Genomic DNA, 26415 nt, shown 5'->3' on the forward strand with positions numbered 1-26415 from the left:
TTCGACACGTCTCGTCGCTTCGCTCCTCGTCGGCTCAACCATCAACTGGGCGTTGCTAATTGAGCCAGGCCTTCTACGATGATTGAGCCGGGACCGAGCGTAGCGAGGACCCGAGTCGAAATCTCCGTAGCGTGTGTTGGGTGGTGACCACGTCGGAGGTGGTCGGGTTGGCGAGTTCGGCCGTCTGAGGTTTCGACACGTCTCGTCGCTTCGCTCCTCGTCGGCTCAACCATCAACTGGGCGTGGCTGATTGAGCCTGGACTTCTACGATGATTGAGCCGGGACCGAGCGTAGCGAGGACCCGAGTCGAAATCTCCGCAGCCGACGTTGGGTGGTGACCACGTCCGAGTTGGACACTCTGGCGAGTTCGGCCGACAACGGCTCGACAACCATCAACTGGGCGTCGCTGATCGATCCTGTCCTACTGAGGTGCCCGCGATCTGCCCGAACGGCGCAGTTACACCGGCTGTTCGGTGATCTCGGTCTGGCTACGGCCGGCGATGGTGAACGCGCACAGCGAGACCGCGGCGGCGACGATCATGACGATCGCCAGGGGAGCGGCCGTGGCCGAACCCTTGATACTCACCAACGGGGAGACCACTGCGGCGATGCCGAACTGCAATGCACCGAGGACGGCCGACGCGCGGCCGGCCCGTGCACCCGCCGACGACAATGCGAGGGCGGTGCCGTTTCCGAACACCAGGCCGAGGCTGCCGACCACGGCGACCAGCGGGATGGCCAAGGACCACGACGGTGCGGAGGTCGCGACCAGGATCGCGAAGACGATGGTGGCGCTGGACATCACGAGCAGGCCGATCCGCATCAGATCGCGGACGGCGTGGGTGGCGACGAGGCGCGCCGACAAGGCGCTGACACAGACCAGGCACAACGAGTTGGCGCCGAAGGTCAGGCCGTACTGCGAACTGCTGAGCCCGATCATGTCCTGGTACAGGAACGGTGACGCCGAGATGTAGCCCATCAGCACGGCGAAGGCGAAAGCGAAGGCCACACTGTACGAGACGAACTGGCGGTTCCGCAGGATCGACGGTGCCTGTTCGGCGCTCGACGTGTCGCCCTTGCGACGGGAGCGCTTCTCCGGCGGCAGGGTCTCGCGGATGACGGTGACGATCGACACCAGCATGGCCACCGACAGCGCCAGCACCACACCGAGGATGCCGCGCCATCCCAACGGGCCGACCAGGAACCCGCCGATCAGCGGGGCCACCACCGGGGCCACCCCACCGACGATCATCATCAGGCTGAAGGCGCGTGCCGCCTGCTTGCCGACGGCCAGATCGGCGATGATCGCCCGACCGATCACCATGCCGGCCGCACCACCGAGTCCCTGGACGAAGCGCGCCGCCACCAGCACACCCACCGTCGGGGCCATCACCGTCACCACGCCCGCGGCCACACACAGCACCGAACCCACCAGCAGCGGTGTGCGCCGCCCGAACCGGTCCGACAACGGACCGAACGTCAACTGGCCGACGGTGACACCGATCAGGAATGCGGTCAGCGAGAGCTGCACCGCGGTCTCCGACGCGTGCAGTTCCTCGGTCATCTCGGGGAATGCCGCCAGATACAGATCGGTGGCAAACGGCGCCACTGCCGACAACAGGGCCAGGACCAGCAGGATGGGGCCGGTGACGCCACCTCGAGCGGTCGACGGCGGACCCGCGGTCTCGCGGGTGGAATCGGTCGAGGAGGTGGACGTGCGCATTTGGTTATGAAAACATATCTACATGACGGATGTCGACCGCAACGATCTGCTCATCGAGATCGCCGACCGAGTCCTGCGGGTCGGGCGTGAGGTGGAACCGCATGGTCCACGGGGGGTCGTCGGGGCGGTGGAATTGTCCGGGACCGAGGCGTCGGTGATGCGGTGGATCGACCGCAATCCGGGGACCACGCCCGCCGAGGCAGCCGATGCCACGGTGCTCAAACGCAGCAATCTCAGTGCGGCGCTGCGGTCGCTGGAGGCCAAGGGGATGATCGAACGTCGCCCCGACCCCGACGACGCCCGATCCGTGCGGCTGTACGGCACGCCGATCGCCGACGACTCGATCGCCAAGGTGCGTGCGTTCTGGGTCCAGATGCTCGGCGGGGCATTGGACCAGACGCCCCCGGCGGGGACGCAACCGATCGACATGGACGACCTGCGGGTCACCTTCCGTGTACTGGACCTGCTCGCCGAGCGCTTGCGCACCGGCCACTGACGGTGACCGAGTGCACACTGGAGGGCAGGGCCGCCCCACCCGCGGCCCGCACCCGACGATGGGAGGCCACTGATGGCTGGTGAGAACGGGCCCTTCGGATTCGATCCGGACGACCTCGACAGATTCGCTCGCGAGGCCGGTGAGGGCCTGCGCGAGGTGTTCGGGAAGATGTTCGCCGGCAACGCCGCTCCCGGTGTGTGGGCGAGCTTCGTCGACGCTTCCGGCCGCCGTACCGAGACCCGGCGGGAACCGGCGACCACCGGGCAGACCGGCTCCGGCGTCTGGGCGGTGTTCGTCGTCGACGACACCGGCGGGGCGCGGGTCGAGCAGGTCTATGCCTCCGAACTCGACGCGCTGCGCGCCAACCAGTACAACACCGACCCGAGTCGTCGGGTGCGGTTCCTGCCCTACGGCATCGCGGTGAGCGCCCTCGACGGTTCCGCCCTGGAATCGGGTGAGGACCCCGCCGACAGCTGATCGGCTCGGCGGTACGGCAAGATCATCGAGGTGATCGTTCTCGCCGAGGCAACCTCGGAGGCATCCAGTGCCACGACGCTGTTCTGGATCGCCGTCGCCGCCGTCCTAGCCCCACTGGTGGCCCGCCTGACCCGCCGTTACGTGCCCGAGGTGGTGGTGCTGCTGGTCCTCGGCATGCTGGTGGGCCCCTACGTCCTCGACGTCGCCGATCCCGGATCGGTGGCGCCGGTCAGCCAGCTGGGCCTGGGCATGCTGTTCCTGCTCGCGGGATTCGAGCTCGACTCGTCGTTGCTGCGCGGCCGAACCGGAGCCGTCGCCGGCGGTACGTGGCTGGTGAGTCTGGTGATCGCGACGGTGGTGCTGTCGCTGCTGGTCGACACCGGGGATTTCACCGCACACGTGGCCATCGCGATCGCCATGACCTCGACCGCGCTCGGGACGCTGCTGCCGATTCTCAAGGCCGACGGTCTGCTACGACTGCCGCTGGGGCGTTCGGTGATGGCGCACGGCGCGATCGGCGAACTGGGACCGATCCTCGCGATGTCGTTGTTGCTGACGAGTCGCAACCTGCTCGGTGCGGTGATCGTGCTGGTGCTGTTCGCCATCGCGGTGGTGTTCATCGCACGGGTACCGCAGCATGCGGCGCGGGTACCGGGGCTGCGGTCGGCGATCACCGAGATGGACGCCGGGACGTTCCAGCTGTCGGTGCGGGTGGTGATCCTGCTGCTGGCATCGCTGATGGCGGTGGCCGCGGTGTTCGACCTCGATGTGGTTCTCGGCGCCTTCGCGGCCGGTCTGATCCTGCGTCGGCTGATCCCGGAGGGCAGCGGGGTGGCCGGTCGGCTCGAGGTGATCGGCTTCGGGTTGCTGATCCCGGTGTTCTTCGTGACGTCGGGGATGAACATCGACCCGGGCGCCGTCGCCCAACATCCCGGACTGTGGGCGATCCTCGTGGTGGGGATCGGGGTGGCCCGCGGGGTTCCGGTGTGGGTGTCGGAACGATTCGTCGGGCACGCTGCCACACCGCCGGACGAGCGGCAACGTGTGCAGGTGGCGTTCTATGCGGCGACCGGCCTGCCGATCATCGTGGCGGTCACCAGTGTCGCCGTCGACGGTGACCTGATGAGTGCGCAGCTGGCATCGATCATGGTCGCAGCCGGCGCGACGACGGTGCTGATCTTCCCGCTGGTGGCACGGTTGCTCACCCGGAAAGACAGCACCGCCGTCGGTGACACGGATTCGGACGCGGCTGCGTCAGACGGTCAGAGGTACTGACCGCAGACCGGCCAGGCGCCGGGGCCCTGGGTGGCCAGGGTGTTCTCGGCGACGCGGATCTGCTCCTCGCGCGAGGCGCCGTCCGGGCTGCCGGTGCCGCCGTTGGCGGCCCAGGTGCTCGGGGTGAACTGCAGGCCGCCGTAGTAGCCGTTGCCGGTGTTGATGCCCCAGTCGCCGCCGCTCTCGCACTGGGCGACTGCGTCCCAGTTGTGGCCGGTGTCGGCCGAGGCGGTTGCGGTGGCCAGACCGAAGGGTGCCACTGCCAGTGCACCGATCAGGCCGGCGCGAACGGCGAGCTTCTTCATGGTGGTCGTCATCGTTTTCCTCCTCTGATTCACCCTCGAATTCGGGTGATTCGCGGACCGGTGGCGACCATACGGGGTTGGTAACGGTCAGGTCACTTCCGACATTGCGACCTGCGCCGGAAGTATCACGGATGAATAACAACGTTAATTTACTGTGTATTACCTGCGTATTACGGCGTGTCGGACCAGAATGCAGAGAATGTGAAAGTGTCCGATTTGTGAGGAAAGCCACGGATAAACTGTGAGCCGAATCACTGGTCAATTGCCGTGTCGTGTGATGAATGTGTCGGATGTGGCGACGACCTGGGGAATGCGCGTGCGGCCCAGGCCCGCGATGTCACCCGGCGTCGGATGCCGGCCCCGAAACCCCGCGTGGACGGGCCGACCGGATCGCCGGGTGCCCCCACCTGTCCGACCGGCCGGTTCGGTGCCGAACCGATCGGTCGAGCGGCTCCGCACCGGCAGACTGGGTGACGTCGTGTGCGAGTGGTGAGGAGATTGTCGTGGAACAAACCGCAAACGTCGAGCAGGCCGGGCCGATCGAGGTCGGTGTCACCGCGCCGCTGGGGGTGATCACCCTCGCGAACGCCCGACGGCGCAATCCGTTGTCGAGCGAGACGATGCGGGCGATCACCGCCGCGCTACGCGGATTCGCCGACGACACCGCGGTACGGGTGGTGATCATCCGCGCCCTCGGTCCGGCCTTCTCCGCCGGACACGATCTGGGTGAACTCGTCGACCGGACCCTCGAGGACGAGCAGGCCGTCTTCGACACCTGCGTGGAGATGATGACCGCCGTCCACGACCTCGACAAACCGGTGATCGCCGAGGTGTCCGGGATGGCCTTCGCCGCCGGCTGCCAGCTGGTGGCGACCTGCGACCTCGCCGTCGCATCGTCGGCGGCCACGTTCAGCACACCCGGCGTGCGGATCGGGCTGTTCTGTTCCACCCCGATGGTCGCGGTCACCCGGGCCATCGGGCGCAAACGCGCCATGAAGATGCTGCTCACCGGCGACCCGATCGACGCGGCGACTGCCGCCGACTGGGGACTGGTCAACGACGTCGTCGACCCCGACGATCTCGAGGGCACGGTGCGGGATCTGGCCCTGTCGATCGCCGGGTCGAGCGCGGCGACCCTCGCCATCGGCAAGCGCGCCTTCTACCGGCAGATCGACGAGACCGAGCCGCGCGCCTATCAGATGATGTCGGAGACGATGGCGACCAACGCCATGACCTGCGATGCGCAGGAGGGGATGAGCGCCTTTCTCGCCAAGCGTCACCCGGTGTGGACCGACAGCTGAGCCCGGGTCACCCTGGCCGGCGGGCTCACTTCTCTGTCGGGCTCACTTCTCTGTCGGAGTGTCCGGGCCGGTCGGGCCGTCGGGGGTAGGAGGGGGCCCGGCGTCGGGGGTTGTGTCGGGGCCGTCGTCGGGCCCCGGTGGCGGTGTGGACTCGGTGGCCACCGACGAACCTCCGGTGCCCGAGCCGCCGTCCTCCGGCCCGGGCGCCTCGGAGTCGTCGGTCGTCGGGGCGTCGCGTTTGGGTGTGGACGACGTGAGCAGCACATCGGCCCAGCGGGTCGACGGGTCGATGTCGATCAGCAGTGCCTTGCACATGATGGTCAGCGGCACCGCCAGGATCGCACCCAGACCGCCGAGCACCCAGGCCCAGAAGATCAGTGAGATGAACGTCAGCGTGGTGGAGAGTCCGACGGCATCGCCGACGAACTTCGGCTGGATGACCGACTGGATGATCACGTTGATCACGCTGTAGATCACGATCACGAGGAGCATCTGACCCACGCCGCCGTCGAGCAGGCCGAGCAGCGCCGGTGGGATGACGCCGATCACGAAGCCGATGTTGGGGATGTAGTTGGTGATGAACGACAACAGACCCCACAGGATCGGCAGGGGGATGCCGATGATCCACAGCGCCACCGAATCGAAGACCGCCACGATCAGGCCGAACAGCGTCGACACCCACAGGTAGCTGCGGGTGGCCTGCGCGAAGGATGTGAAAGCCGCTGCGACATCGGGTCGTTCGGCGCGCAGGATGTCCATCCGGTCGCCGAAGGCGACGCTGTCGGCGGCCATGAACAACAGGATGGCGAGGATCAGGATGAGCGCCGAGGTGACACCGAGGGTGGATTGCAGCACATCGCTGACCACGCCGATCACCTTGCTCGAGTCGACGTGCGAGAGCATGTCCTGCACCTTGTCGTGGCTGACGCCATGCGAGGTGAGGAAGTTCTGGAAGTCGTGCACCAGATCGTTGAACTTGTCGCTGTAGGTCGGCAGGATCGTCGCGAGCCGGGCCGCCGAGTACACCAGGGATGCGAACAATCCGATCAGGATGCCGTAGACCAGCAGGAGTGTGGTCAGGAACGCCACCCATGTCGGTGCGCCCTTCTTGTGGAGCCATCCGGCCACCGGTGACACCGCGACGGTGAGCATGAGGGCGAGGAACACCGGGGCGACGATCGACGACACCGACTTGATCCCGGCGACGGCCACCACCAGACCGGCGAGGGTCACCAGCACGATGGTGCCGCGCGGCATGGACCAGTCCGGCGGGTCTTCCCGCACCACCGTGGGGGCGGGGGTCTTGCGGCTGCGCGCCATGGTCTCCCTCTCGTCCGAGGGACCTCCGGACAACCCGGATCAGTACGCGAGGATGCGGTCCCGGCTGGATCGTAATTCCTGTGCGTGGCCTGGGAGGTGGCATCGCGGGTACACCGCGATGAAATCATCCTCGGCGGGTGAGCGCCTTTAATCCCGGCGTGGTTTCAAGGGTGGGCGGGGCCGCCGCGGATCGACAGACTGTCGTGGCCGAATCCGATGGAAGGACCACCGTGACCGCCACGACCACCCGTGAATACACCGACACCGACCTCGACGAGATCTTCCGTCCGGTCTTCGACCGCATCGCCGAGGGCGCGGTGCGCCGGGAGTCCACGCGCGAACTGGCCCGCGAGGAGATCGGCTGGCTCAAGGACGTGCGGTTCGGTGCGCTGCGTGTGCCCGTCGAACTCGGTGGCTACGGCGCGTCGGTACGCACCCTGTTCCGTCTGCTGATCGACCTGGCGGCCGCCGAATCGAATCTGCCGCAGGCACTTCGGGTGCACTGGTCGTTCGTCGAGGACCAGTTGCTGTCCACCGACACCCCGGCCCGCGAGCAGTGGCTGCGGGCGGTGGCCGACGGCACGCTGGTCGGCAACGCCATCACCGAGCCCGGGGTGGGTGCGGTCGACCGCTACCGCACCACCGTCACCGAGGTCGACGGCGGACTCAAACTGGACGGCACCAAGTACTACAGCACCGGCAGCCTCTACTCCGATCACATCCTGGTGGCCGCCGACCGCGACGGCGAGCGGGTGTCGGTGCTCGTCGACGCCGACGCCGACGGCGTCACCCAGCACGACGACTGGGACGGATTCGGGCAGCGTCTCACGGCCAGCGGCACCACCGAGTTCGCCGGCGTGGACGTGCCCGCCGACCGTGTGCTCGGCGCGGGCTACGGCGCCCCCGGTCGCACGTACTCGACGTCGTATCTGCAGCTCGTCCAGCTGGCCGTTCTCGCCGGGATCGCCCAGCGCGCACTCGACGATGTCGCCGGCTGGGTGCGGGCCCGCACCCGCACCTTCACCCACGCCGCAGCCGACCTGCCGCGCGAGGATCCGTTGGTGCAGCAGGTGATCGGCCGGCTGTCGGCGGCCGCGTACACCTCGCGGACGCTGGTCCTCGACATCGCCGAGAAGCTCGATCGGATCCTCGACCGGGGGGCCACCGACGAGGCGCTGCTCGACGAGGTGGAGTTCGACGTCGCCCGCGCCCAGCATGCGGTGATCACCACCGTCCTCGACGCCACCACCCAGTTGTTCGAGGTCGGCGGCGCATCGATCACCTCCGAGCGGTTGCGGCTCGACCGCCACTGGCGCAATGCGCGCACCATCTCCGCGCACAATCCGCTGATCTACAAGCTGCAGGCGATCGGCGACCATGTCCTCAACGGCACCGACCTGCCGTATGCGTGGAGCGCGGGTAAGCGGTAGCATCCGCCGGTCGGGACCCGAATTCCGTTCAGCGGGTGCCGAACTCCGTCGGCCCGGCGCTCGATCACCTCGGCCGGGCGCCGGTTTCGGTCGGCGCGGCGTCGTTCGTGGCCGAGAGCGCATCGGTGAGCAGGGCGAGGTAACGGTCGACGTCGGGACAGATCTGCGGTGATGTCGTCACCGAGATGGTCACCGTGTCGCCGAGTCCATGGATTCCGTGGGTGAGCCCCTGGGCGGGGGACAGCGCCGGGAACCCGGCGGTGAACCGCACGGGAGCGCCGGCGAGTTCGAGATCGGCGGGTCCCCGGTCGACCGACGACACCACGGTGATCCCGGTCATCGTCGTCGGCGGCCGCATCGGGTCGAACAGTGCGATACCCCACCGGGTCAGGGGTGCCGGGGTGGCGTCCTCGGCCCGGCGGGCCGCCCGGTGTCCGGGATCGACGACCCGGGCCCGCCGGATCTGCTCCACGATGTCGGCCGACAGGTCGATACCGGTGTTGTGGAAGTTGTTGCGGCACGCACCGTTCGGGGTTTCTCCGATGGTGAGCTCGACGACGGGGGATGGACCCGGGTCGCCGAGATAGGCTCGCAGGGCGGTCGAGATCGCCTGCAGCGCTGCGACGGTGACGCTGTGGCCACCCGCGGTGAGGTCGGCACGCCCGACGGTGACGGTCCGCAGGAGCCGATCCGGTCCCGGCGGACGATTGAGGACCCCCGGTGCCACACCTGACGACGGTGCGGTGCGGGACGACGCCATCCGGGCGGCGGCGATACCACGGAACACGTTGTCGGCCAAGGCGAACGGGAATCGTGTCAGGCCGAGTGCGGCGGTGGCGATCCCGGGGACGCCGCGTTCGCGTGGGGCGTCGGGTCGGGGAGCGGGATCGGGCGTCAACAGCTCTCGTGCGATCGACGAGGTCCGCCGGCCGTCGCCGACGGCGTGGGCGATCTGCAGGACCAGCACGCAGTGCTCGTCGTCGACCGGACCGAACAGGTGGATCCGCCACGCGGATCGGGTGGCGTCGAGGTGATCTGCCATCAGTTCGCCGAGCCGATCGAGGCATCCCTGCCACGTCCACGGGCCGCGATGCACCCGCACCTGCCCGGCGTCGGGTCGCGCGTCGACCCAGTACGGGCGGTCGAGGTTGCCCGGCACCTCACCGATCCGCAGGGTGAGGTCGGGGACGCGGGATGCGCGGTGCACGAGTATCTCGGCGACGACGTCGAGCGGTGCATCGGGAAGGTCGAAGACGTACAGCAGGAACTGATCGGAGGCGATCCGCGACGCCATCCAGTGCACCCGCGCATCCACCGGTTCCATCCGTTGCACACCGACACGGTAGCCGGTGCCCGGCGGACGGGTTCGTGCGCCCGGCCGGCGTGATCGTGGGCCCGGTGAACGGTTCCGGCGTCGGCTCAGGGCAGCTCTCGGTTGGTGGTGCGCCCGGCCACATGCGGGGGTACCACCTCGTTGGGGCCCTTGGGGGCGCGGGTCAACCTCTTGGGCAGGCGGTCGGCGAGACCGCCGAGCGGTGACACCGTCTGGTTGAGCAGTTCCACCGTCGCCGACAACTCGTGCACGGTGTCCTGCATCGCGACCAGGCTCGGTGCGAGCTGACCGATCACCTCGGTGAGCTCGGTGATCCGGTCGAGCGGACCGCCCGGTGCGATGGCCCGCTCCACGGCACCCTCGGCACCGAGTAGCTGGTCGAGCAGGCCGTCGTCCTCGGCCGCGCGGTCCAGCACGCCACCCGGTGCGGTCAGCTTGTCGAGCACGCCGTCGGGTGCGGTGAGCTTGTCGACGATGCCGCCCTCCGACGTCAGCCGCTCCAGGATGCCGTTGTCCTCGGTCATCCGATCGAGGATTCCGCCTGGGGCGGTGAGCTTTTCGAGTAGACCGTCGCTGGCGGTGAGACGATCGATCACACCGCCGGCCACCAACAGCCGCTCCAGCGGACCGCCCGAGGCGATGATCCGGCCGAACGGCCGGTCCGGGCCGAGGAGCTCGGCGAGCTGGGCGAGCAGGGCCAGCGGCGCCCGGACGTTGGCGAGCTCGTCGTCGGAGATCCCGAGCGCATGGTTGACCTCGTACTGCACGTTGCTCGTGGTCAGCCGGGCGATGTTGAGCGCCGACTCGGCCGCGGTCAGGGTCACCCCGGTGACGGCGAATCCGAGCTGGAACGGGAACTCGGCGAGCTTGCGGATGTCGATCCCGCCGCGGTTCGGGGTGGCGGAACCGGAGTCTGAGCCCATGGCCGAACCCTAACCCTTGCCGCCGGCGTCCTTGGCGGCTTTGGCCGCCGCCTTGGCCGACTTCTTGAACTCGCGCACCTTCTGCAGCGACTCCACGTCGGTCACGTCGGCCACCGACCGGTATCCCTTCTTGCCGTAGTCGCCGACGACGGTGGTCCAGCCCGCAGGCTTGACCCCGAGCTGCTTGGCGACCAGTGCGGTGAAGATCTTGGCCTTCTGCTCGCCGAATCCCGGCAGATCGCGGATCCGGGTGAACAGGTCCTTGCCGCTGGTGGCCTCGGTCCAGATCTTCGCGGCGTCACCGTCATAGGTGTCGACGACGACGCGGGCCAGCTGCTGGATACGTCCGGCCATCGACCGCCCGTACCGGTGGATGGCCGGCGGTGTGGCGCACAGGTCGGCGAAGGCATCGGGTTCGGCGTCGGCGATCGCGGCCGGATCGAGGGTGCCGAAGCGTTCCTTGATCTTCGCGGGTCCGGCGAACGCACGTTCCATCGGGAACTGCTGGTCGAGCAGCATTCCGGCGAGGAGTGCGAACGCGTCGGTGGACAGCAACTCGTCGGCGACGGGATCCTGGGCAATCTGCAGTTTCGCCATGAGCTCCATCCTAGGGCCCCTACACTGTGGCCCATGCCGCAGTCCGGGTCCCTGGGGTCGTCGCCGTCCGCCGTCGCACATCCGTCATCGGCAGGGCGCCGGCGCCACCGGATGCTCATGGTGCTCGTGACGGTCGTGGCCGCGGTGTCGGCGCTGCTCGGTACCACCGCGACTCCCGCGTCGGCGTTGCCGAATCCGGAACCGAACTATGTCGCCACGATCCGCTGCGACAGTGCCAATCCGTGGCCGGCGCCGCGGATTCCGGTGTGGGTGGACGTCTACAACCAGATCGCCTTCCCGTCCGACGGTCTGCCCGGACCGGCCATCGCGCTGATCGGCTCGTCCCGGGCCAAGCAGGCGGTCCTCGAGTTCACCGTCGAGGTGCGGGTCACCTGGCGCAATCTGCGCACCGGACGGCAGGGCACGGTGACCGTGCCGAGTCGGGGGCCCGTCGTCACCTGGCAGGTGGTCCTGCATCCGGGTTCGGGTCCGGTGGCCTTCACCATCCATCAGAAGATCGGGGCACTCGCCTTCGTCCCGATGGTCAATCCGCAGTATTCGAGCTGTTCGGGACGCGCCCTCGCCTGACCGCTGTCCGGTAGCGACCCTCGGTGGAACCCGCGTACCACAACTCGCCCCGGCGTGTGCGCCGATTCTGCCCGGTATGAGCAGGGCCACCGAGTAGCGTGACCCCTAGTCGTCCGACCACCCGACGTCGGGCCCGTGCAGATGAGGTCAACTCGATGTCAGAAGCGCACAACAGATCCGAGCAGCATCGGGCGGAGATCGCGGCCCAGCACACCGCCAAGGTGATCGGGGTGTCGGTGGCGGCGGCCGTCGGCGGATTCCTGTTCGGATTCGACAGTTCGGTGATCAACGGAGCGGTCAGCTCCATCCAGGACACCTTCGGTCTGGGCTTCCTGCTCAACGGATTCGCCGTCGCGATCGCCCTGCTCGGCTGTGCGCTGGGCGCGTGGTTCGCCGGCCGGCTGGCCGACCTCTGGGGTCGCAAGCGCGTCATGCTGCTCGGCTCGGCGCTGTTCATCATCTCCGCCATCGGCACCGCCTACACCCAGACGCTGTGGGATCTGTTGCTGTGGCGTGTACTCGGCGGTCTCGGAATCGGCATCGCCTCGGTGATCGCACCGGCCTACATCTCCGAGATCGCGCCCGCACGCTACCGCGGCGCCCTCGCCTCGATGCAGCAGCTCGCGATCACCCTCGGCATCTTCGCCGCACTGCTCTCCGACACGTTGCTGCAGAACACCGCGGGCGGCCCGGAGAAGGATCTGTGGTGGGGCCTGGAGGCCTGGCGGTGGATGTTCCTCGTCGGTGTGGTCCCGGCCGTCGTGTACGGCCTGCTCGCCCTGTCCATCCCGGAGTCGCCGCGATATCTGGTGGGCCGCAACCGTGATGAGGAGGCCGCCCGCATCCTGCAGGAGGTCACCGGCGAGCCGAACCCGCTCGACCGCGTCAAGGAGATCCGGCTGACCGTCAAGCGCGAGTCCTCGGCGAGGCTCGCCGACATCCGCGGTCCGTCGTTCGGCCTGCATCCGCTGGTGTGGGTGGGCATCTGGCTGGCGATCCTGCAGCAGTTCGTCGGGATCAACGCGATCTTCTACTATTCGACGACACTGTGGGAGTCGGTCGGATTCAGCACCGACGATGCCTTCACCACCTCGGTGATCACCGCCGCGATCAATGTCGCGATGACCTTCGTGGCGATCCTGTTCGTCGACCGGATCGGCCGGCGAATCCTGCTCTTGGGCGGGTCGATCGGTATGTTCATCGGCCTGGTCCTGGCGTGTGTGGCGTTCACCCAGTCGGTCACCACCACCAGCGCCGAGGGCGAACCCATGACGACGCTGCCCGATCCGTGGGGGGTGATCGCCCTGATCGGTGCCAACCTGTTCGTGATCGCCTTTGCCGCGACGTGGGGACCGGTCATGTGGGTGATGCTCGGCGAGATGTTCCCCAACCGCATCCGCGGTGTGGCACTGGGTGTCTGCACCGCGTTCAACTGGCTGGCGAACTTCACCATCTCCATGCTGTTCCCACAGATGTCCAAGGTGCTCGGGCTCGGCTGGATCTACGGCTTCTTCGCCTTCTGTGCGGCGGCGTCGTTCTTCTACGTCCGTGCCAAGGTGCACGAGACCAAGGGGATGGAACTCGAGGAGATGGACGCGGTGGCCGAGTCCGAGCTGACCCACATCACCGGGAAGCGCGCGGGGTAGGGACGGCCGCCTCGTCTCTGCCCGACCACGTCGCTACTCGGCCATCGTGTGGCGTCCACGCTCAACGGCCGGGACGCGTCTCCTTCGACAACCCGTCGATCAACAGCGCCTGCGCGGTGAAATAGCTTGCCAGCACCCAGACCTCGCCGGCGATGCGCAGTGTCGGGTGATCGATCAGGTGCCGTCGGTTGAGGATCGTCAGATCCGACGCCAGGAACAGCAGCCCGCCGATACGCAGTTGCCGGCCCGACGGATCGCCGCGGTGGTCGAGGTCGGCGGCCAACGCCGACATCGTCGCCAGGGTGTTGCCGTAGGGGCCGAGTACCGGCAACAGCCGGGGCCGGTGGTAGGCGACGATCGCCGCGGACTCGCCGAGCGCGGCCATCCGCGGTGCGAGTGATCGTCCACGGATACGCGCGCCCCGACGAGCCATCAGCGCACAGTACGACAACTGCGCACCGGCGAAGAACGTTGCGCCCCAGGCCAGCCGGCTGTCCTTGGCGGTCAGCGGTGCCGACACCGGTCGACGACGTACCTCGTCGTCGGATTCGACGGGGGAGAACTCTTCGAGCAGCATCGCGCGGTCGCCGATCATCGACGTCCCGATCGCCGTGGCCAGCAATGCGTTGTCGAGAACGGAGCGGTCCCGCCAACCGCGGGCCGCAGCCCCCGCCACCAGCAGCATCGGCAGGGGCTTGGTGAGCGAGGCGGCACGGCGGGAGCCGAGCGCGCCGGCTGCGGTGGCGGCGGCCGTCACCGCACCGAAGAGCAGTCGATTCACTTCGTCACCCGTGCCACGAACCCTCGGATGTCGTTGTCGGCCATGGTCTGTGCCTGCGCCGCATCCGGAGTCAGATAGGTCCGGGCGGTCACCCGGCGGTCGGCGACCCGGGCGTCGTTGAGGTACTTCAGGGTCACCGGCACCACCACATTCGGGTCCTGCAACGTCTGGCTCATCAACACCGGCCGGGTGAAGCCGCGGGTCGGCAGCTCCGACGCCGAGTTCAGGATCGTGGTGAGCTCACGGTTCCCCGACAACGGCTTGCTGAACAGCGTACCGAGCGACACACCGCCGACGGCGCGCGTCAGATCGGCGGCACACAGGCTGGTGGCCTTGGTCATCCAGGTGCGTCCCGCGTCGGTGAGGTAGTCGTCGAGACCCACCGTCGGATGGGCGGTGCGGATGGCGGCGAGGGTGTAGAGCGCCTCGGTCTCCAGTCCGGCAGGCAGGTTGGAGGTGCTGGGGCCGAGGTTGCCCAGCAGTGCGGCGAGTTCGGCGGGGATCGACGTCGCCGCCGAGCCCCGGAAGTCGAGCTTCGGACCCTGGTTCGCGGTCGCGTTGCGCGCCAGGAGAATTGCGGCAGAGGCGCCCTGTCCTTCGCCGACCGCGACCCACGCCTTCGACAGTTCGTCGGAGATGTCACTGCTGGCCCGGACGGCGTCGAGGATGTTCTGTGCGGTGGTCGGAAGGTCGTAGTACTGCGGGGTTCCCGGGGTGCCGAGACCGCTGTAGTCGGTGCTGACCACGGCATAGCCCCGCGAGAGCCAGGTGCGCAACTGGTCGACGTCGACATCGGTCGGGCGGACCGACGGTGCGCAGTCGTCGGCCAGGCCGCGGGAGCCGTGCGCCCAGGCGACGACGGGATAGCCGCCGCGCGGTGCTGCGCCGGGCGGCAGATACAACGATCCGGTGGTCAGATGCGGCTGTCCGTCCGCGCCGGTGGACCAGTAGGTGAACTGATTGCCCGAGCGGGCGCCGGCGAGCAGGCCGTTGCCGGGGATGGGGCGGTTGGCGAACACCGAACCCGCCGACTGCGCCGCCGACCGGGCGGTGGTGCTCGGGGTGGTGGTGGTCGAGGTCGACGGAGGTGTGGTGGTGTCGGGGGTGGTCTCCGACGGTGTGGTGGGATCGGCGGATGCGATCACGGTCCCGGTGACCGCCGCGGCGGCCACCACGGTGACGGCCAGGATCGCGCCGGCGAGGCGGAGGCGGGCGGCGACCTGCCGAGGGCGTCTGTTGACGGTGATCATTGTGCGTCGACCACGCCGATCGCGGGCAGGAAGTAGCAGGTGCGGTCGCCGTTCTGCGCGGTGCCGTAGACCGCGGACAGGATGGTGCCGTTACCGGTCTTCACCGGCGCCAGCCGGATCGCTCCGAGCGCGGGGAAGATCCTGGTGAGCGCGGCGTTCTCAGTGCCGGGGAGCGGCTCGAGATCGACCGCGCCGCCCTGGAAGGTGTTCACGTTGAACCACGCGACCTGCATCTTGCCGCCGGTGGTGGCGGAGGCGGGCACGAACGCATAGCCGGTCTCACCGTCGTCGACGATGTTGAGCGGTGCGACCGGCTTGAGGCCGATCATGCCGAGCAGATCGTTGAGCGGGGTGGTGGGGTCCTGTTGCAGGGGCCACGGTCCGGCCACCGCGCCGGCGCCGGCGGTGACGATGCCGAGCGGGTTGTCGTCGGTGGGGGTGGTGCAGAACGGTGCGACCGACGGGGTGAAGGTCTGGATCCCGGCCAGTTTGAGCAGGGCCAGCGGATCGGTCTCGGCGACGGGGTGGGCGGCGGTCGCGGCGGACACCGTGGTTCCCGAGCCGAGGCCCAGCTGGCCGAGCAGGCCGGTGATCTGGTCGGGGGAGATCTGGCCGATGCTGCCCTGCACCAGTTGGGCGGCCTGGATCAGCATCTGGTCGGCGCCGGCGGCCTTGAGGGAACGGACGGCCTCGGCGAGCTGGCTGTCGAGGGGGACCGCACCGAGCTGGATCTGCTCGAGCAGCGACTCGGGGGAGCTCGGGGTGGCCGGCGTCGAGGGTGTGGCGGGAGCGGCCGGGGAGGCGGGGGCCGTGGGTGCCGCGTGTGCGAACCCGCCACCGAATGCGACGCCGGTGGCCACGGCGAGTCCGACGATGCCCACACCGAGGCGCCCGGGCCGTGGTCGGCGGGTCTGCGGCATCCCCGTCGACGGGGTGTTCGGTGCGGCGGCCATGATGTCTCCTCAACGGCAAATCGTCCCACCGGGCAGGGTGGGACGGATGTGACAGATGTTGCTTGTGTTAAACGAGAACATGTTTGATGCGAGCCTGGCAAGCCGAGTGTCCGAGCTGTGACATCCCCGCGATCAGCGGGAGACCCCTTGGTGCCCAGCGCTTGTGGTCTGCGGGGCCGATGGCGTACAGGGCCTATGGGCCCGCAGGGGCTGTGGCGCCAGGGACTGCGGTGTGCCGGGACCGGGCGTGTCTCGGGGACGGGACCGCGGCGGCCGGGCCTCGGGCAGCCTCCTCGGGGGCGGTGCCGTCGGACGCCGATGCTGCCGAGACGACAAGACCCCGGCCGTGGGGCCGGGGTCTCGTCGGAAAACGGGTGGGCGCGGATCAGATGATCGCGATGCCGATCGTCGGCGCGATCGGGCAGGAGGTCACCTTGCCCTTGTTCTTGGTGGTCACATCGCCGTAGATGGTCGAGATCACGCGGCCCTTGCCGGTGGTCGCGATACCGGTGAAGGTTCCCGGACCGGAGGTGGCGTTGACCTTGGCGTTGCGCTTGAGCTGCAGCTGGCCGGTGCGGCCGTTGTCGATGTTCAGCCAGCTCACCCACAGTGCGCGGGCCGAGTTGTTCACCGCGGGACCGGTACCCAGGCTGGTGTAGACGTACCCGGCCTGGCCGCGCTTGGGGCCCGGGGCGGGTGCCTGCTGCGGGCCCGCGGTCACCAGGGCGCGGCCCAGCGAGTTGCCGCCGGTCTGGCTGCCGTTGCCGGGCATGCAGCCGAAGCCGAGCGTCGGGTACAGGAACTCCTGGATCTTCGGGGCATTCGGGCCGCTGGGGATCTCGGGTTCGCCGGGCTTGACCACCTTGCGCTCGGCGACCTGATGGGCGGCGAGCTGCTGCTTGCCGGGTTCGCCGAGGAAGTCGATCACCGACTTCCAGATCTGCTGGACCTCGGTCGGCAGCGTGGGGTTCTCGGCGAGGGTGGAGGCCTGGCGCAGCAGGTCCGAGTTCACCCGGCCGTCGGGTCCGGGGGTGGTCACCGAGCCGATGATGGCCGGCGCGAGCGCACCCAGCGAGTCGAGGGTGCGCTGGTCCGGGGCGGGCACCGTGCTCGGGGTGAGGCCCTGGTCGGCGGGGGAGGTCGTTGCCGCGGGCGCGGTCGACGCCGGGGCCGCGGAGGCGGTCGACGGCAGGGCGACGGCGGGGATGGCGAACGCTGCGACGGCCGCGGTTGCGGCGATCAGGCGGCGTGATCGGCTCATCGGTGCTTGCAGGCGCACGAGGTCTCGTCCTATCGATTGTCGTTGTGTACCGCGGGCTTCGCGGCGCACGCTGGCGTTCTCCATACTGCGGACGTCCCCCCGACACCCTGAGAGCACATCGGCGGTCCCGGTCACCCGGTCCTGTGCCCGGATGGGCACACCGCGGACGTCGCGGGTCATTCTAAGCCCCGCGGGAGGGTCGCTGTCCAGGCAGCCTAACGCCGCCATCGTGTTACGGATGTGACTGGTGATGCAATTGTTATGCAGGGGGTTTTTCGTCTCCGGGTTCCGGCGCGACGGCGACACCCGCCCGATCGGACCACCTGGTTAGATCGACGGAGCAAGTTCGACAGACCGACCACGTTCGAAGGTCGGGGCCCGTTCGACAGGACGCGCGTCCCGATGAACCCGTCCGCAAACTTCACCGTCCAGGGAGTCCAGTGAGCGCACCACAGTCCATGGTCCGTCCGGCCCGCGCGGCCGCCGCCCGGTTCGGCATCAGGGTCGGGGTGCTCGCCGGCGCACTCGCGATCGGCGCCGGTCTGCTGACCGCCTGTGGGGACGACACGAGCTCGACCACCGAGGTCACGATGCTCACCCACGACTCCTTCGAACTGCCGCAGGACGTGCTCGACGCCTTCACCAAGGAGACCGGCCTCACCCTCAAGATCGTCAAGTCCGGTGACGCCGGGCAGCTCGCGTCGACGATCTCGCTGACACCGGGTTCGCCCAAGGCCGACGTCGTGTTCGGTATCGACAACACCTTCGCGTCCCGTCCGATCGAGGCGGGAGCGCTGGAACCGTACGAGGCGCCGGCCGCCGCCGATGGTGCGGCGGAATATGCGATCCCTGATTCCAATCACGAACTGACCGCCGTCGACCGCGGTGACGTGTGCCTCAACGTCGACGACAACTGGTACTCCAGCCGCAATCTGAAGGCACCGACCAGCCTGCGGGACCTGCGCGATCCCACCTATGCCGAACAGGCCGCCCTGATGGATCCGGGGACCTCCTCGCCGGGCATGGCCTTCCTGCTCACCACCGTCGGCGTCTTCGGGGACGACTGGGAGAACTACTGGCGTCAGGTCTCCGCCGGTGGCGCGGCCATCGTCGCCGGCTGGGAGATCGCCTACAACCAGCTGTTCAGCGCGGGCGAGGGCAAAGGGCCCAAGCCGATCGTGCTGTCGTATGCGTCGTCGCCCGCGGCCACCCCGGGAACCAGCGCGCTGCTCGACAGCTGCTTCCGGCAGGTCGAATACGTCGGCATCCTGCGCGGCGCCCGCAACGAGGACGGCGCGCGCAAGGTGGTCGACTTCATGCTCGGCCAGACCGTGCAGCGCGCACTGCCGTCATCGATGTATGTCTACCCCGTGCAGAAGAAGACCCCGCTGCCCGACGGCTGGGCGCAGCGGGCGCCGGTGCCGCAGTGGACGGTGAGCCTCCCGCCGGCCTACATCGCGCAGAACCGTGAGGCCTGGCTACGGCAGTGGCGCGACGCCGTCGGTCGGTGACCCTGCGCCGTCGGTCGGTGCTTGCGCGTCGTCGGTCGGGCCCGGTGGGCCGCACGTCGACGTCCGCGCGACTGGGTCACGCCGCACTGGTGCTGATCCCCGCACTGTTCCTGGGGGTCCTGTTCTGCTGGCCGGTCGGCGCGCTCGTCCACCGGGCCGTCGAGGTCGCCGGTGCCGGTGACTCGGTTCCCGAACTCCTCCGGCGAACCCGCGCCCTCGATCTGCTGGGGGTGACACTCGCCCAGGCCGGCGCGTCGACGGTGGCCGCCCTCCTCCTCGCCGCACCGATCGTGTGGCTGGCCGCGCGCCTGCCCGGAGCGGGTTCGGTGGTGCTCACCGTGCTCGTCACGGTGCCGTTCGTGCTGCCGACCGTGGTGGTGGGGGTGGCCTTCCGTGCACTGTTCTCCGGTCCGCTCGCCGGTCTGGGGATCGGCGACGGATGGGGCGCGGTACTCGCCGCACACGCCTTCCTCAACGTGGCCGTGGTGGTGCGGGTGGTGGGGGCGACGTGGCGGTCGCTCGACACCCGGACCGCCGAGGCCGCCCGCACTCTGGGTGCCACGCGATGGCGCGCCTGGCGGACGGTGATCCTGCCACGGCTGATCCCGTCGATCGCCGGTGCCGCGGCCCTGGTGTTCTTGTTCTGCTCCACCAGCTTCGGCGTGATCATCATCCTCGGCGGCGGCCGCCTGCGGACGCTGGAGACCGAGATCTACACCCAGGCGATCGGGTACTTCCGCATCCCCGAGGCGGTGGCGCTGTCGTTGCTGCAGATCGTCGTCGTGGTGGCGGTGCTGGTGATGACGCGCGTCGTCGGCGGGGCCGCCGGCGGTACGTCGGGGGAGGGACGTCGCCCGGCCCCCGTCCGCGGCGTCGAGTGGATCGCGGTGGGCGCCGCGACGATCTGGGCGGTCCTCGCCCTCGCCGGACCGGTCGTGGTGCTCGCGTTGCGGTCGGTACGACCGAGTGCGGGCGGGTCGTGGACCCTCGCCGGATACCGTTCGCTGGCCGACCCGGTCAACGGGGTGACCCCACTCGAGACGCTGCGCTACTCGCTCACCACCGCCGTGCTCGCCATGCTGATCGCCGTGGTGGTGGGGCTGCTCGCGGCGATCGCCCTGCACCACACCCACGGGGTCGCCGGTGCGATCGGCAACCTGATCGCGATGATCCCGCTCGGCGTCAGTGCCGTGACCCTCGGCTTCGGCTATCTCATCGTGCTGGCCTCACTGCCGTCCGACGTGGCGGCATCACCCCTGGTGATCCCGTGCGTGCAGGCGCTGATCGCGGTGCCGGTGGTGATCCGCATCATCATCCCCGCGCTCGAATCGGTACCGCCGCGTCTGCGCGAGGCCGCGGCCACCCTGGGGGCCGGTCCGGTGCGCGTCTTCGTCACCGTCGACCTCCCGATGATCGGCAGATCCGTCACCGCCGCAGGCGGTTTCGCCTTCGTGATGGCACTCGGCGAGTTCGGTGCCACCAGCTTCCTCGCCCGGGCCGACACCACCACCATGCCGGTGCTGATCGGTTCGGCACTCAACCGGCCGGGCGCCGACGCGCTGGCCACCGCGATGGCGGCGTCCATGCTGCTGGTCGCGGTGACCACCGCCGCGGTGGTGGCCGTGGAGGTCTTCCGACCGCGATCGGGGACACTGATCTAGTGCTCGAGACCGACCGACTCCGCGTGGCCTACGGCTCCGATGTCGTCATCGACGATCTGACCTGGGCCGCCGGTGGCACCGACTCGCTGGTCACCGCCTTGCTCGGCCCGTCGGGCTGCGGCAAGTCGACGCTGATCCGTGCGGTCGCCGGACTCGAACGACCCGCCGCGGGGGCCATCCGCTTCGCCGGACAGGACCTGGCACCGATCCCGGCGCACCGGCGCGATTTCGGCGTGGTGTTCCAGGACGGCCAGTTGTTCACCGGGCGCACCGTCGCCGCCAACATCGCCTACGGGCTGCGTATCCGCCGTCGCTCCCGCGCCGAGATCGCGGCTCGGATCGACGAACTCCTGGAACTGGTACACCTCCCCGGGATGCAGTCGCGGCGCGTCGACGAACTCTCCGGTGGGCAGGCGCAGCGCGTCGCCCTCGCCCGGGCCCTCGCCCCGCGTCCGCGGCTGTTGCTGCTCGACGAGCCGCTCGCGGCACTCGACCGGCGCCTGCGTGACAGCCTCGCGATCGAGATCGCCGAGATCGTCCGCGCCACCGGCACTCCCACCATCGTCGTCACCCACGACCACGGTGAGGCCGCGCTGATGGCGGACTCGATCTCGGTGATGCGCGAGGGGGCCATCGTGCAGACCGCGCGGCCCGGCACGCTCTGGGCGGCGCCCGCCGACGAGTGGACGGCACGATTCCTGGGCTGCGCCACCGTGATCGACGCACGACGTGATGCCGACGGCACCGTTCACACCGACCTCGGGCCGGTGGCCATCGATCTCCCCGGCACGATGGCGCGGCTGGGGCTGCGCGCCGAGTCGGTGGCGGTGCAGCCGGTGACCGATCACGACGGCGGTGTCACGGGAACCGTGCTGGCCGTCGCGGACCTGCCCACCGGCGCCCGACTGCGGGTGGCCTCACCGATCGGCGAGATCGATGCGAGTGCGTCGGGGTCGGTGGCGCTCGGCGACCGCGTCGGCCTGCGCCTGGTCCCGGAAAGGGTTGCGGTGGTCGGACGGTGATCGGACGGGATGGGGGGATCGGACGGGATGGGGGGATCGGACGCGATGGGGGGACCGGAGACGATGGGGGCCGGCGGCATGTGGTGGCCGGTGCCGTCCTCGGTGTCGGCGACACCGCCGGGAAACTGCTCCTGGCGCAACGCGACCGGCCCGCTGCGGTGGCCGGGCTGTGGGAACTGCCCGGCGGCAAGGTCGAGGCGGGTGAGACCGATGCCCAGGCGCTGCACCGCGAACTCGTCGAGGAACTCGGCGTACAGACCGAAGTGGGTGAACCGCTCACCGGACAGGTGATCCTGTCGGCCGAACTCGTCCTGGTGGCACGGTGGGCGCGGATCGTCGACGGTGAACCGGTCGCCCATGATCATCGTGCGCTGCGCTGGGTGGACGCCACCGAACTCGTCCGGATGGCCGACGCCGGGGAACTCGTCCCCGCCGACACCGGCTGGGTACCCGAACTTCTCGCGGCGCTCACCGTCTGACGGACAGATCGAGGCGATCGGTAACCGACATTCTCGTCTCGCCGGGTTTCGACACGGGTCCTCGCCCTTCGGGCTCGGTCCCGGCTCAACCATCGATTGTGTTGTGTGCGTGGGGTTTGTGTCGGGTGTCGGGGACGGATATTCTCGTCTCGCCGGGTTTCGACACGGGTCCTCGCCCTTCGGGCTCGGTCCCGGCTCAACCATCGATTGTGTTGTGTGCGTGGGGTTTGTGTCGGGTGTCGGGGACGGATATTCTCGTCTCGCCGGGTTTCGACACGGGTCCTCGCCCTTCGAGATCGGTCCGGGCTCAACCATCGATTGTGTTGTGTGCGTGGAGTTTGTGTCGACCCCGAACCGGCGGCTCCCTGTGCTGGTCGAGCAGTGACGAGGCGATAGCCGAGGAACGGCCGTCGAGACCTCCGGCGGCCGATGTCGCCGACGCAACCGCTGCGAACCGGTCACCGTCGTGACCGCGTCGCGTACGCGTCGACGTAGGGCTGCCCGGCGAGGATCGAGATCTCGCCCATCAGGCGGTCGGTGTCGGCTCGGACGTCGGTCCCGGTGAATTCGAGCGGACGGCCGATCACCACCGACACCCGATGTGGACGCCACCATGCCGACCCGGGTGGGTTGACCCGATCGGTCCCGCGCAGCGCGATCGGGATGACCGGCGCCCCGGTCGCCGCCGCGACCCGGATCGCCCCGGTGTGGCCGCGATGCACCGCACCGTCGGCACACCGGGTGCCCTCCGGATGAACTGCCCACAGATGGCCGTCGGCCAGCAATGCGGCGGCGGCGTCGAGGGCCGCGCCGGCGCGGTCGCCGCCGTCACGGTCGACCGGGATCTGCCCGACGGCCGAGAAGAACCATCGGCGGGCCCGTCCGGTGGCCCCGGCGCCGTCGAAGTACTCCTGCTTGGCCAGGAAGTGCACCGGCCGCCGCGAGACGAGGCACAGCAGCAGCGAGTCGACGACGGCGCTGTGGTTGGCGGCCAGCACCGCCGGCCCGCGCGTCGGGATGTGCTCGGCGCCCACCACGCGAGGACGGCAGGCCAGCCGCAGGGCCGGGCCGATCACCACGTGTTTGAAGAACCGGTACCACCACATCGATCGCTGCCTCCCCGTCCGCCGACAACCTCCGTAGACAATGTCTACGTGTCCGATGGTAGACACTGTCTGCATGAGTTCGACATCGGGTGCCGTGGACGACACGCGCACGCGCATCGTCGCCGCGGGCGTCGCGCTGCTCGACGAGGAGGGAATCGATGCGGTGGGACTGCGGGCCATCGCCCGGCGGGCCGGCGTGTCGCACGGTGCACCCCGGCGCTACTTTCCGACGCATCGGTCGCTGCTCGCGGCCATTGCGCGAGAGGGGCTGATCGACCTCGGTGCGGCGGTCCGGCCGGCGCTCGAGGCCGACGGCGATCCGCGTGACCGGTTGCGTGCGGCCGCTCGCGCCTACGTCGGCCTCGCCCGGTCGCGCCGCGCCATGTTCGAGCTGATGTTCCGGCACGACATCCTCGACGGCGCCGGGGGAGACCTCCGCGGGCTGTCGCTGCCGCTGCTGCAGGCACTACATGCCGTGGTGGCTGCGGAGAACGATGCGCAACAGGATGCGAAACCGTTGTGGCAGAACACCATTCGACTGTGGTCGGCGATCCACGGGGTGGCGGTGCTGGTCGCCAATCGTGCCCTCGATCCAGTCGCGGAACTGACCGTGATCGACGTCGACGACCTGCTGGACAGCATCGTCGACACGGCTCTGCCGCAACGGTGATCAGGGCCTGACGGGTATCAGGCGGCGCGGGCCTTCTTGAGTGCCTTCCCGAGTTCCTTCTTGCTCAGATGCTTGGTGTCGAGCTTCTGCATCCGATGGATCACCACAGGGCAGCGCAGGCATCGGGTGGAGGAACGGCAGCACTTCTTCTTGGGCTTCAGATCGCGTACTTTCTCCGGTTTCACCTTGCCCATGAACAGACCGTAGCACCCACTCGGGGCATTGTGATCGGCGTCTCTCTCGCCGAACCGATACCCTGTTATGCGTTGTCAGTCCACCGGTGGCCACCGGCGGTGGGGAGCGTAGGCCCCCAGTGTGTCGAGCCGCCGCTCCGCACACGAAAGAAGAAACCGTAGTGAGCTCTGCTCCCAACTTCCGCAACGTCGCGATCGTCGCGCATGTCGATCACGGCAAGACCACGTTGGTCGACGCGATGCTCCGCCAGTCCGGTGTCTTCGGCGAGCGGGCCGAACTCGTCGACCGCGTCATGGACTCCGGTGACCTCGAGCGCGAGAAGGGCATCACGATTCTCGCCAAGAACACCGCGGTGCACCGTCGCCAGCCCGACGGCACCGAGGTCGTCATCAACGTCATCGACACCCCCGGCCACGCCGACTTCGGTGGCGAGGTCGAGCGCGGCCTGTCGATGGTCGACGGCGTCGTGCTGCTGGTCGACTCCTCCGAGGGCCCGCTGCCCCAGACCCGCTTCGTCCTGCGCAAGGCGCTGTCGGCGTCGCTGCCGGTGATCCTGGTGGTCAACAAGACCGACCGCCCCGACGCCCGCATCGCCGAGGTCGTCGAGGAGACCCACGACCTGCTGCTCGACCTGGCCTCCGATCTCGACGAGGACGCCGCCGCAGCCGCCGAGCAGGTCCTCGACCTGCCGGTGCTCTACGCCTCCGGCCGCGCCGGCATCGCCAGCACCACCCAGCCCGAGAACGGTCAGGTGCCCGAGGGCGGGAACCTCGACTCCTTCTTCGACATCCTGCTCGAGCACGTCCCGGCGCCCAAGGGCGATCCGGAGGCGCCGCTGCAGGCCCACGTCACCAACCTCGACGCGTCGCCGTTCCTCGGCCGCCTCGGCCTGGTGCGCATCCACAACGGCACCCTGCGCAAGGGTCAGACCGTCTCGTGGTGCCGTGAGGTCGACGGCGAGCCCGTCATCGAGCGCGCCAAGATCACCGAACTGCTGGCCACCGTCGGCGTCGACCGCGCCCCGGCCGAGTCCGCCGTCGCCGGTGACATCGTCGCCATCGCCGGTATCCCCGAGATCATGATCGGCGACACCCTCGCCGACGCCGAGAACCCGGTGGCCCTGCCGCGCATCACCGTCGACGAGCCCGCCATCTCGGTGATCATCGGCACCAACACCTCGCCGCTGGCCGGCCGGGTGAAGGGCCACAAGCTCACCGCCCGCATGGTCAAGGACCGCCTCGACTCCGAACTCATCGGCAACGTGTCGCTGCGCGTGGTCGACATCAACCGGCCCGACGCCTGGGAGGTGCAGGGCCGTGGTGAGCTGGCGCTGGCCATCCTCGTCGAGCAGATGCGTCGTGAGGGCTTCGAGCTCACCGTCGGCAAGCCGCAGGTGGTCACCCGTCGGGTCGACGGCAAGGTCCACGAGCCGTTCGAGCACCTCACCGTCGACGTCCCCGAGGAGTACCTCGGTGCGGTCACCCAGCTCCTGGCCGCCCGCAAGGGACGCATGGACCAGATGAACAACCACGGGTCGGGCTGGGTGCGCATGGAGTTCACCGTGCCCTCGCGCGGCCTGATCGGTTTCCGCACCGACTTCCTCACCGAGACCCGCGGCACCGGCATCGCCAACGCGGTGTTCGACGGCTACGCGTCGTGGGCCGGCGAGATCCGCGCCCGCCACACCGGATCGCTGGTCAGCGACCGCGCCGGCACCGTCACCCCGTTCGCGATGATCCAGCTCGCCGACCGCGGAACCTTCTTCGTCAACCCCGGCGACGACACCTACGAGGGCCACGTCGTGGGCATCAACCCGCGCGCCGAGGACCTCGACATCAACGTCACCCGCGAGAAGAAGCTCACCAACATGCGGCAGTCCTCGGCCGACGTGATGGAGACCCTCGCCAAGCCGATGCACCTCGAACTCGAGGGTGCGATGGAGTTCTGCGCCGCCGACGAGTGTGTCGAGGCGACCCCCGAGGTGGTCCGGGTGCGTAAGGTGCACCTGGATTCGACGACACGCGCCCGGGAGCGTTCGCGCGCCAAGACACGCGATGCGTCCGTCAGCTGATCGGGTGAGTGACCGCAGGGGGTGAGACCGTACGTGAACGA

The 26415-nt window shown here is 69.1% G+C and carries 25 protein-coding genes; 13 read left to right on the forward strand and 12 right to left on the reverse strand.

Annotated elements, in window-relative coordinates; genetic code table 11:
• Positions 1-457: 457 nt before the first annotated feature.
• Positions 458-1723 (reverse strand): multidrug effflux MFS transporter, encoded by a 1266-nt coding sequence (locus tag Q9K23_RS21095; RefSeq protein ID WP_020790843.1) that lies wholly within the window; start codon positions 1721-1723, stop codon positions 458-460.
• A 22-nt stretch (positions 1724-1745) separates the two neighbouring features.
• Between Q9K23_RS21095 and Q9K23_RS21100 the strand changes: the two genes are divergently transcribed.
• The 3 genes from Q9K23_RS21100 to Q9K23_RS21110 all read left to right on the forward strand — a co-directional run bounded on the left by Q9K23_RS21100 (position 1746) and on the right by Q9K23_RS21110 (position 3971).
• On the forward strand, positions 1746-2219 hold the full coding sequence (locus Q9K23_RS21100) for a helix-turn-helix domain-containing protein (RefSeq protein ID WP_020790848.1): 474 nt from the start codon (positions 1746-1748) through the stop codon (positions 2217-2219).
• Between the two features lie 72 nt (positions 2220-2291).
• Entirely contained in the window at positions 2292-2696 is a 405-nt protein-coding gene (locus tag Q9K23_RS21105; RefSeq protein WP_020790844.1) for a hypothetical protein, read from the forward strand.
• Positions 2697-2726: 30 nt separating this feature from the next.
• Positions 2727-3971 carry a cation:proton antiporter gene (locus Q9K23_RS21110; RefSeq protein WP_020790846.1) on the forward strand — a complete coding sequence of 415 codons (1245 nt, stop codon included), beginning with the start codon at positions 2727-2729 and terminating at the stop codon, positions 3969-3971.
• Here Q9K23_RS21110 and Q9K23_RS21115 read toward each other — a convergent pair.
• Positions 3959-4288: a transglycosylase family protein gene (locus Q9K23_RS21115; RefSeq protein WP_020790847.1), complete on the reverse strand. Its 330-nt coding sequence runs from the start codon at positions 4286-4288 to the stop codon at positions 3959-3961. The genes Q9K23_RS21110 and Q9K23_RS21115 overlap by 13 nt on opposite strands.
• Positions 4289-4779: 491 nt before the next feature.
• On the opposite strand from Q9K23_RS21115, the gene Q9K23_RS21120 reads away from it, so the two are divergent.
• On the forward strand, positions 4780-5577 hold the full coding sequence (locus Q9K23_RS21120) for an enoyl-CoA hydratase (protein WP_020790850.1): 798 nt from the start codon (positions 4780-4782) through the stop codon (positions 5575-5577).
• A gap of 42 nt (positions 5578-5619) precedes the next feature.
• Here the strand turns inward: Q9K23_RS21120 and Q9K23_RS21125 are convergent, their stop codons facing one another.
• Positions 5620-6897, reverse strand: a complete 1278-nt coding sequence (locus Q9K23_RS21125; protein ID WP_152972904.1) for an AI-2E family transporter — start codon at positions 6895-6897, stop codon at positions 5620-5622.
• A gap of 230 nt (positions 6898-7127) precedes the next feature.
• Here Q9K23_RS21125 and Q9K23_RS21130 point away from each other — a divergent pair, with 230 nt between their 5' ends.
• Entirely contained in the window at positions 7128-8327 is a 1200-nt protein-coding gene (locus Q9K23_RS21130) for an acyl-CoA dehydrogenase family protein (protein ID WP_305950264.1), read from the forward strand.
• A gap of 64 nt (positions 8328-8391) precedes the next feature.
• On the opposite strand, the gene Q9K23_RS21135 is transcribed toward Q9K23_RS21130, so the two are convergent.
• The 3 genes from Q9K23_RS21135 to Q9K23_RS21145 all read right to left on the reverse strand — a co-directional run bounded on the left by Q9K23_RS21135 (position 8392) and on the right by Q9K23_RS21145 (position 11180).
• A complete protein-coding gene (locus Q9K23_RS21135; RefSeq protein ID WP_315972034.1) occupies positions 8392-9651 on the reverse strand; it encodes a wax ester/triacylglycerol synthase domain-containing protein in 1260 nt (419 codons plus the stop codon).
• A gap of 95 nt (positions 9652-9746) precedes the next feature.
• The gene (locus Q9K23_RS21140; protein WP_053778598.1) at positions 9747-10583 is read right to left on the reverse strand and encodes a hypothetical protein; all 837 of its coding nucleotides are present in this window, start codon (positions 10581-10583) and stop codon (positions 9747-9749) included.
• Between the two features lie 9 nt (positions 10584-10592).
• Positions 10593-11180: an HhH-GPD-type base excision DNA repair protein gene (locus Q9K23_RS21145; protein WP_053778611.1), complete on the reverse strand. Its 588-nt coding sequence runs from the start codon at positions 11178-11180 to the stop codon at positions 10593-10595.
• Between the two features lie 117 nt (positions 11181-11297).
• On the opposite strand from Q9K23_RS21145, the gene Q9K23_RS21150 reads away from it, so the two are divergent.
• Both Q9K23_RS21150 and Q9K23_RS21155 read left to right on the forward strand, forming a co-directional pair.
• Complete coding sequence (locus tag Q9K23_RS21150) at positions 11298-11768, forward strand: hypothetical protein (protein ID WP_053778612.1); 471 nt, start codon at positions 11298-11300, stop codon at positions 11766-11768.
• Between the two features lie 98 nt (positions 11769-11866).
• Positions 11867-13414 carry a sugar porter family MFS transporter gene (locus tag Q9K23_RS21155; RefSeq protein WP_020790543.1) on the forward strand — a complete coding sequence of 516 codons (1548 nt, stop codon included), beginning with the start codon at positions 11867-11869 and terminating at the stop codon, positions 13412-13414.
• Between the two features lie 61 nt (positions 13415-13475).
• Here the strand turns inward: Q9K23_RS21155 and Q9K23_RS21160 are convergent, their stop codons facing one another.
• From Q9K23_RS21160 to Q9K23_RS21175, 4 genes are all read right to left on the reverse strand, one after another.
• Positions 13476-14195: a lysoplasmalogenase family protein gene (locus Q9K23_RS21160; RefSeq protein WP_053778600.1), complete on the reverse strand. Its 720-nt coding sequence runs from the start codon at positions 14193-14195 to the stop codon at positions 13476-13478.
• On the reverse strand, positions 14192-15445 hold the full coding sequence (locus Q9K23_RS21165; RefSeq protein ID WP_305950265.1) for a lipase family protein: 1254 nt from the start codon (positions 15443-15445) through the stop codon (positions 14192-14194). The genes Q9K23_RS21160 and Q9K23_RS21165 overlap by 4 nt, the downstream gene beginning before the upstream one ends.
• Positions 15442-16398: a hypothetical protein gene (locus tag Q9K23_RS21170; RefSeq protein WP_082366110.1), complete on the reverse strand. Its 957-nt coding sequence runs from the start codon at positions 16396-16398 to the stop codon at positions 15442-15444. The genes Q9K23_RS21165 and Q9K23_RS21170 overlap by 4 nt, the downstream gene beginning before the upstream one ends.
• 385 nt (positions 16399-16783) lie before the next feature.
• A complete protein-coding gene (locus Q9K23_RS21175) occupies positions 16784-17677 on the reverse strand; it encodes a hypothetical protein (protein ID WP_305950266.1) in 894 nt (297 codons plus the stop codon).
• A 440-nt stretch (positions 17678-18117) separates the two neighbouring features.
• Between Q9K23_RS21175 and Q9K23_RS21180 the strand changes: the two genes are divergently transcribed.
• The 4 genes from Q9K23_RS21180 (at position 18118) to Q9K23_RS21195 (ending at position 22332) form a co-directional block, all read left to right on the forward strand.
• Positions 18118-19170, forward strand: a complete 1053-nt coding sequence (locus Q9K23_RS21180) for a thiamine ABC transporter substrate-binding protein (RefSeq protein ID WP_305950564.1) — start codon at positions 18118-18120, stop codon at positions 19168-19170.
• 44 nt (positions 19171-19214) lie between these two features.
• Positions 19215-20831: an iron ABC transporter permease gene (locus Q9K23_RS21185; RefSeq protein ID WP_261978106.1), complete on the forward strand. Its 1617-nt coding sequence runs from the start codon at positions 19215-19217 to the stop codon at positions 20829-20831.
• Positions 20831-21853, forward strand: coding sequence for an ABC transporter ATP-binding protein (locus tag Q9K23_RS21190; RefSeq protein WP_305950267.1), 1023 nt, complete (start codon positions 20831-20833; stop codon positions 21851-21853). Before Q9K23_RS21185 ends, Q9K23_RS21190 begins: the two co-directional genes overlap by 1 nt.
• 80 nt (positions 21854-21933) lie before the next feature.
• On the forward strand, positions 21934-22332 hold the full coding sequence (locus tag Q9K23_RS21195) for an NUDIX domain-containing protein (protein WP_059038333.1): 399 nt from the start codon (positions 21934-21936) through the stop codon (positions 22330-22332).
• A gap of 458 nt (positions 22333-22790) precedes the next feature.
• On the opposite strand, the gene Q9K23_RS21200 is transcribed toward Q9K23_RS21195, so the two are convergent.
• On the reverse strand, positions 22791-23438 hold the full coding sequence (locus tag Q9K23_RS21200) for a lysophospholipid acyltransferase family protein (protein ID WP_053776061.1): 648 nt from the start codon (positions 23436-23438) through the stop codon (positions 22791-22793).
• Positions 23439-23511: 73 nt separating this feature from the next.
• On the opposite strand from Q9K23_RS21200, the gene Q9K23_RS21205 reads away from it, so the two are divergent.
• Positions 23512-24108 carry a TetR/AcrR family transcriptional regulator gene (locus Q9K23_RS21205; RefSeq protein ID WP_261977620.1) on the forward strand — a complete coding sequence of 199 codons (597 nt, stop codon included), beginning with the start codon at positions 23512-23514 and terminating at the stop codon, positions 24106-24108.
• 17 nt (positions 24109-24125) lie between these two features.
• On the opposite strand, the gene Q9K23_RS21210 is transcribed toward Q9K23_RS21205, so the two are convergent.
• On the reverse strand, positions 24126-24302 hold the full coding sequence (locus Q9K23_RS21210; RefSeq protein ID WP_020792977.1) for a hypothetical protein: 177 nt from the start codon (positions 24300-24302) through the stop codon (positions 24126-24128).
• A gap of 161 nt (positions 24303-24463) precedes the next feature.
• On the opposite strand from Q9K23_RS21210, the gene typA reads away from it, so the two are divergent.
• Positions 24464-26374 carry a translational GTPase TypA gene (gene typA / locus Q9K23_RS21215; RefSeq protein WP_020792980.1) on the forward strand — a complete coding sequence of 637 codons (1911 nt, stop codon included), beginning with the start codon at positions 24464-24466 and terminating at the stop codon, positions 26372-26374.
• Positions 26375-26415: the final 41 nt, after the last annotated feature.

This window comes from Gordonia sp. NB41Y, assembly GCF_030718915.1.
GTDB classification, from domain to species: Bacteria; Actinomycetota; Actinomycetes; order Mycobacteriales; family Mycobacteriaceae; genus Gordonia; species Gordonia desulfuricans.

Excerpts from the sequence above, each read along its gene's own strand:
- Q9K23_RS21115 (WP_020790847.1), bottom strand. The coding sequence starts at position 4,288 with ATGACGACCACCATGAAGAAGCTCGCCGTTCGCGCCGGCCTGATCGGT.
- Q9K23_RS21200 (WP_053776061.1), bottom strand. The coding sequence starts at position 23,438 with ATGTGGTGGTACCGGTTCTTCAAACACGTGGTGATCGGCCCGGCCCTG.
- Q9K23_RS21135 (WP_315972034.1), bottom strand. The coding sequence starts at position 9,651 with ATGGAACCGGTGGATGCGCGGGTGCACTGGATGGCGTCGCGGATCGCC.
- Q9K23_RS21210 (WP_020792977.1), bottom strand. The coding sequence starts at position 24,302 with ATGGGCAAGGTGAAACCGGAGAAAGTACGCGATCTGAAGCCCAAGAAG.
- Q9K23_RS21150 (WP_053778612.1), top strand. The coding sequence starts at position 11,298 with ATGGTGCTCGTGACGGTCGTGGCCGCGGTGTCGGCGCTGCTCGGTACC.
- Q9K23_RS21125 (WP_152972904.1), bottom strand. The coding sequence starts at position 6,897 with ATGGCGCGCAGCCGCAAGACCCCCGCCCCCACGGTGGTGCGGGAAGAC.
- Q9K23_RS21140 (WP_053778598.1), bottom strand. The coding sequence starts at position 10,583 with ATGGGCTCAGACTCCGGTTCCGCCACCCCGAACCGCGGCGGGATCGAC.
- Q9K23_RS21165 (WP_305950265.1), bottom strand. The coding sequence starts at position 15,445 with ATGATCACCGTCAACAGACGCCCTCGGCAGGTCGCCGCCCGCCTCCGC.
- Q9K23_RS21145 (WP_053778611.1), bottom strand. The coding sequence starts at position 11,180 with ATGGCGAAACTGCAGATTGCCCAGGATCCCGTCGCCGACGAGTTGCTG.
- Q9K23_RS21105 (WP_020790844.1), top strand. The coding sequence starts at position 2,292 with ATGGCTGGTGAGAACGGGCCCTTCGGATTCGATCCGGACGACCTCGAC.
- Q9K23_RS21180 (WP_305950564.1), top strand. The coding sequence starts at position 18,118 with ATGGTCCGTCCGGCCCGCGCGGCCGCCGCCCGGTTCGGCATCAGGGTC.
- Q9K23_RS21205 (WP_261977620.1), top strand. The coding sequence starts at position 23,512 with ATGAGTTCGACATCGGGTGCCGTGGACGACACGCGCACGCGCATCGTC.
- Q9K23_RS21095 (WP_020790843.1), bottom strand. The coding sequence starts at position 1,723 with ATGCGCACGTCCACCTCCTCGACCGATTCCACCCGCGAGACCGCGGGT.
- Q9K23_RS21170 (WP_082366110.1), bottom strand. The coding sequence starts at position 16,398 with ATGGCCGCCGCACCGAACACCCCGTCGACGGGGATGCCGCAGACCCGC.
- Q9K23_RS21100 (WP_020790848.1), top strand. The coding sequence starts at position 1,746 with ATGACGGATGTCGACCGCAACGATCTGCTCATCGAGATCGCCGACCGA.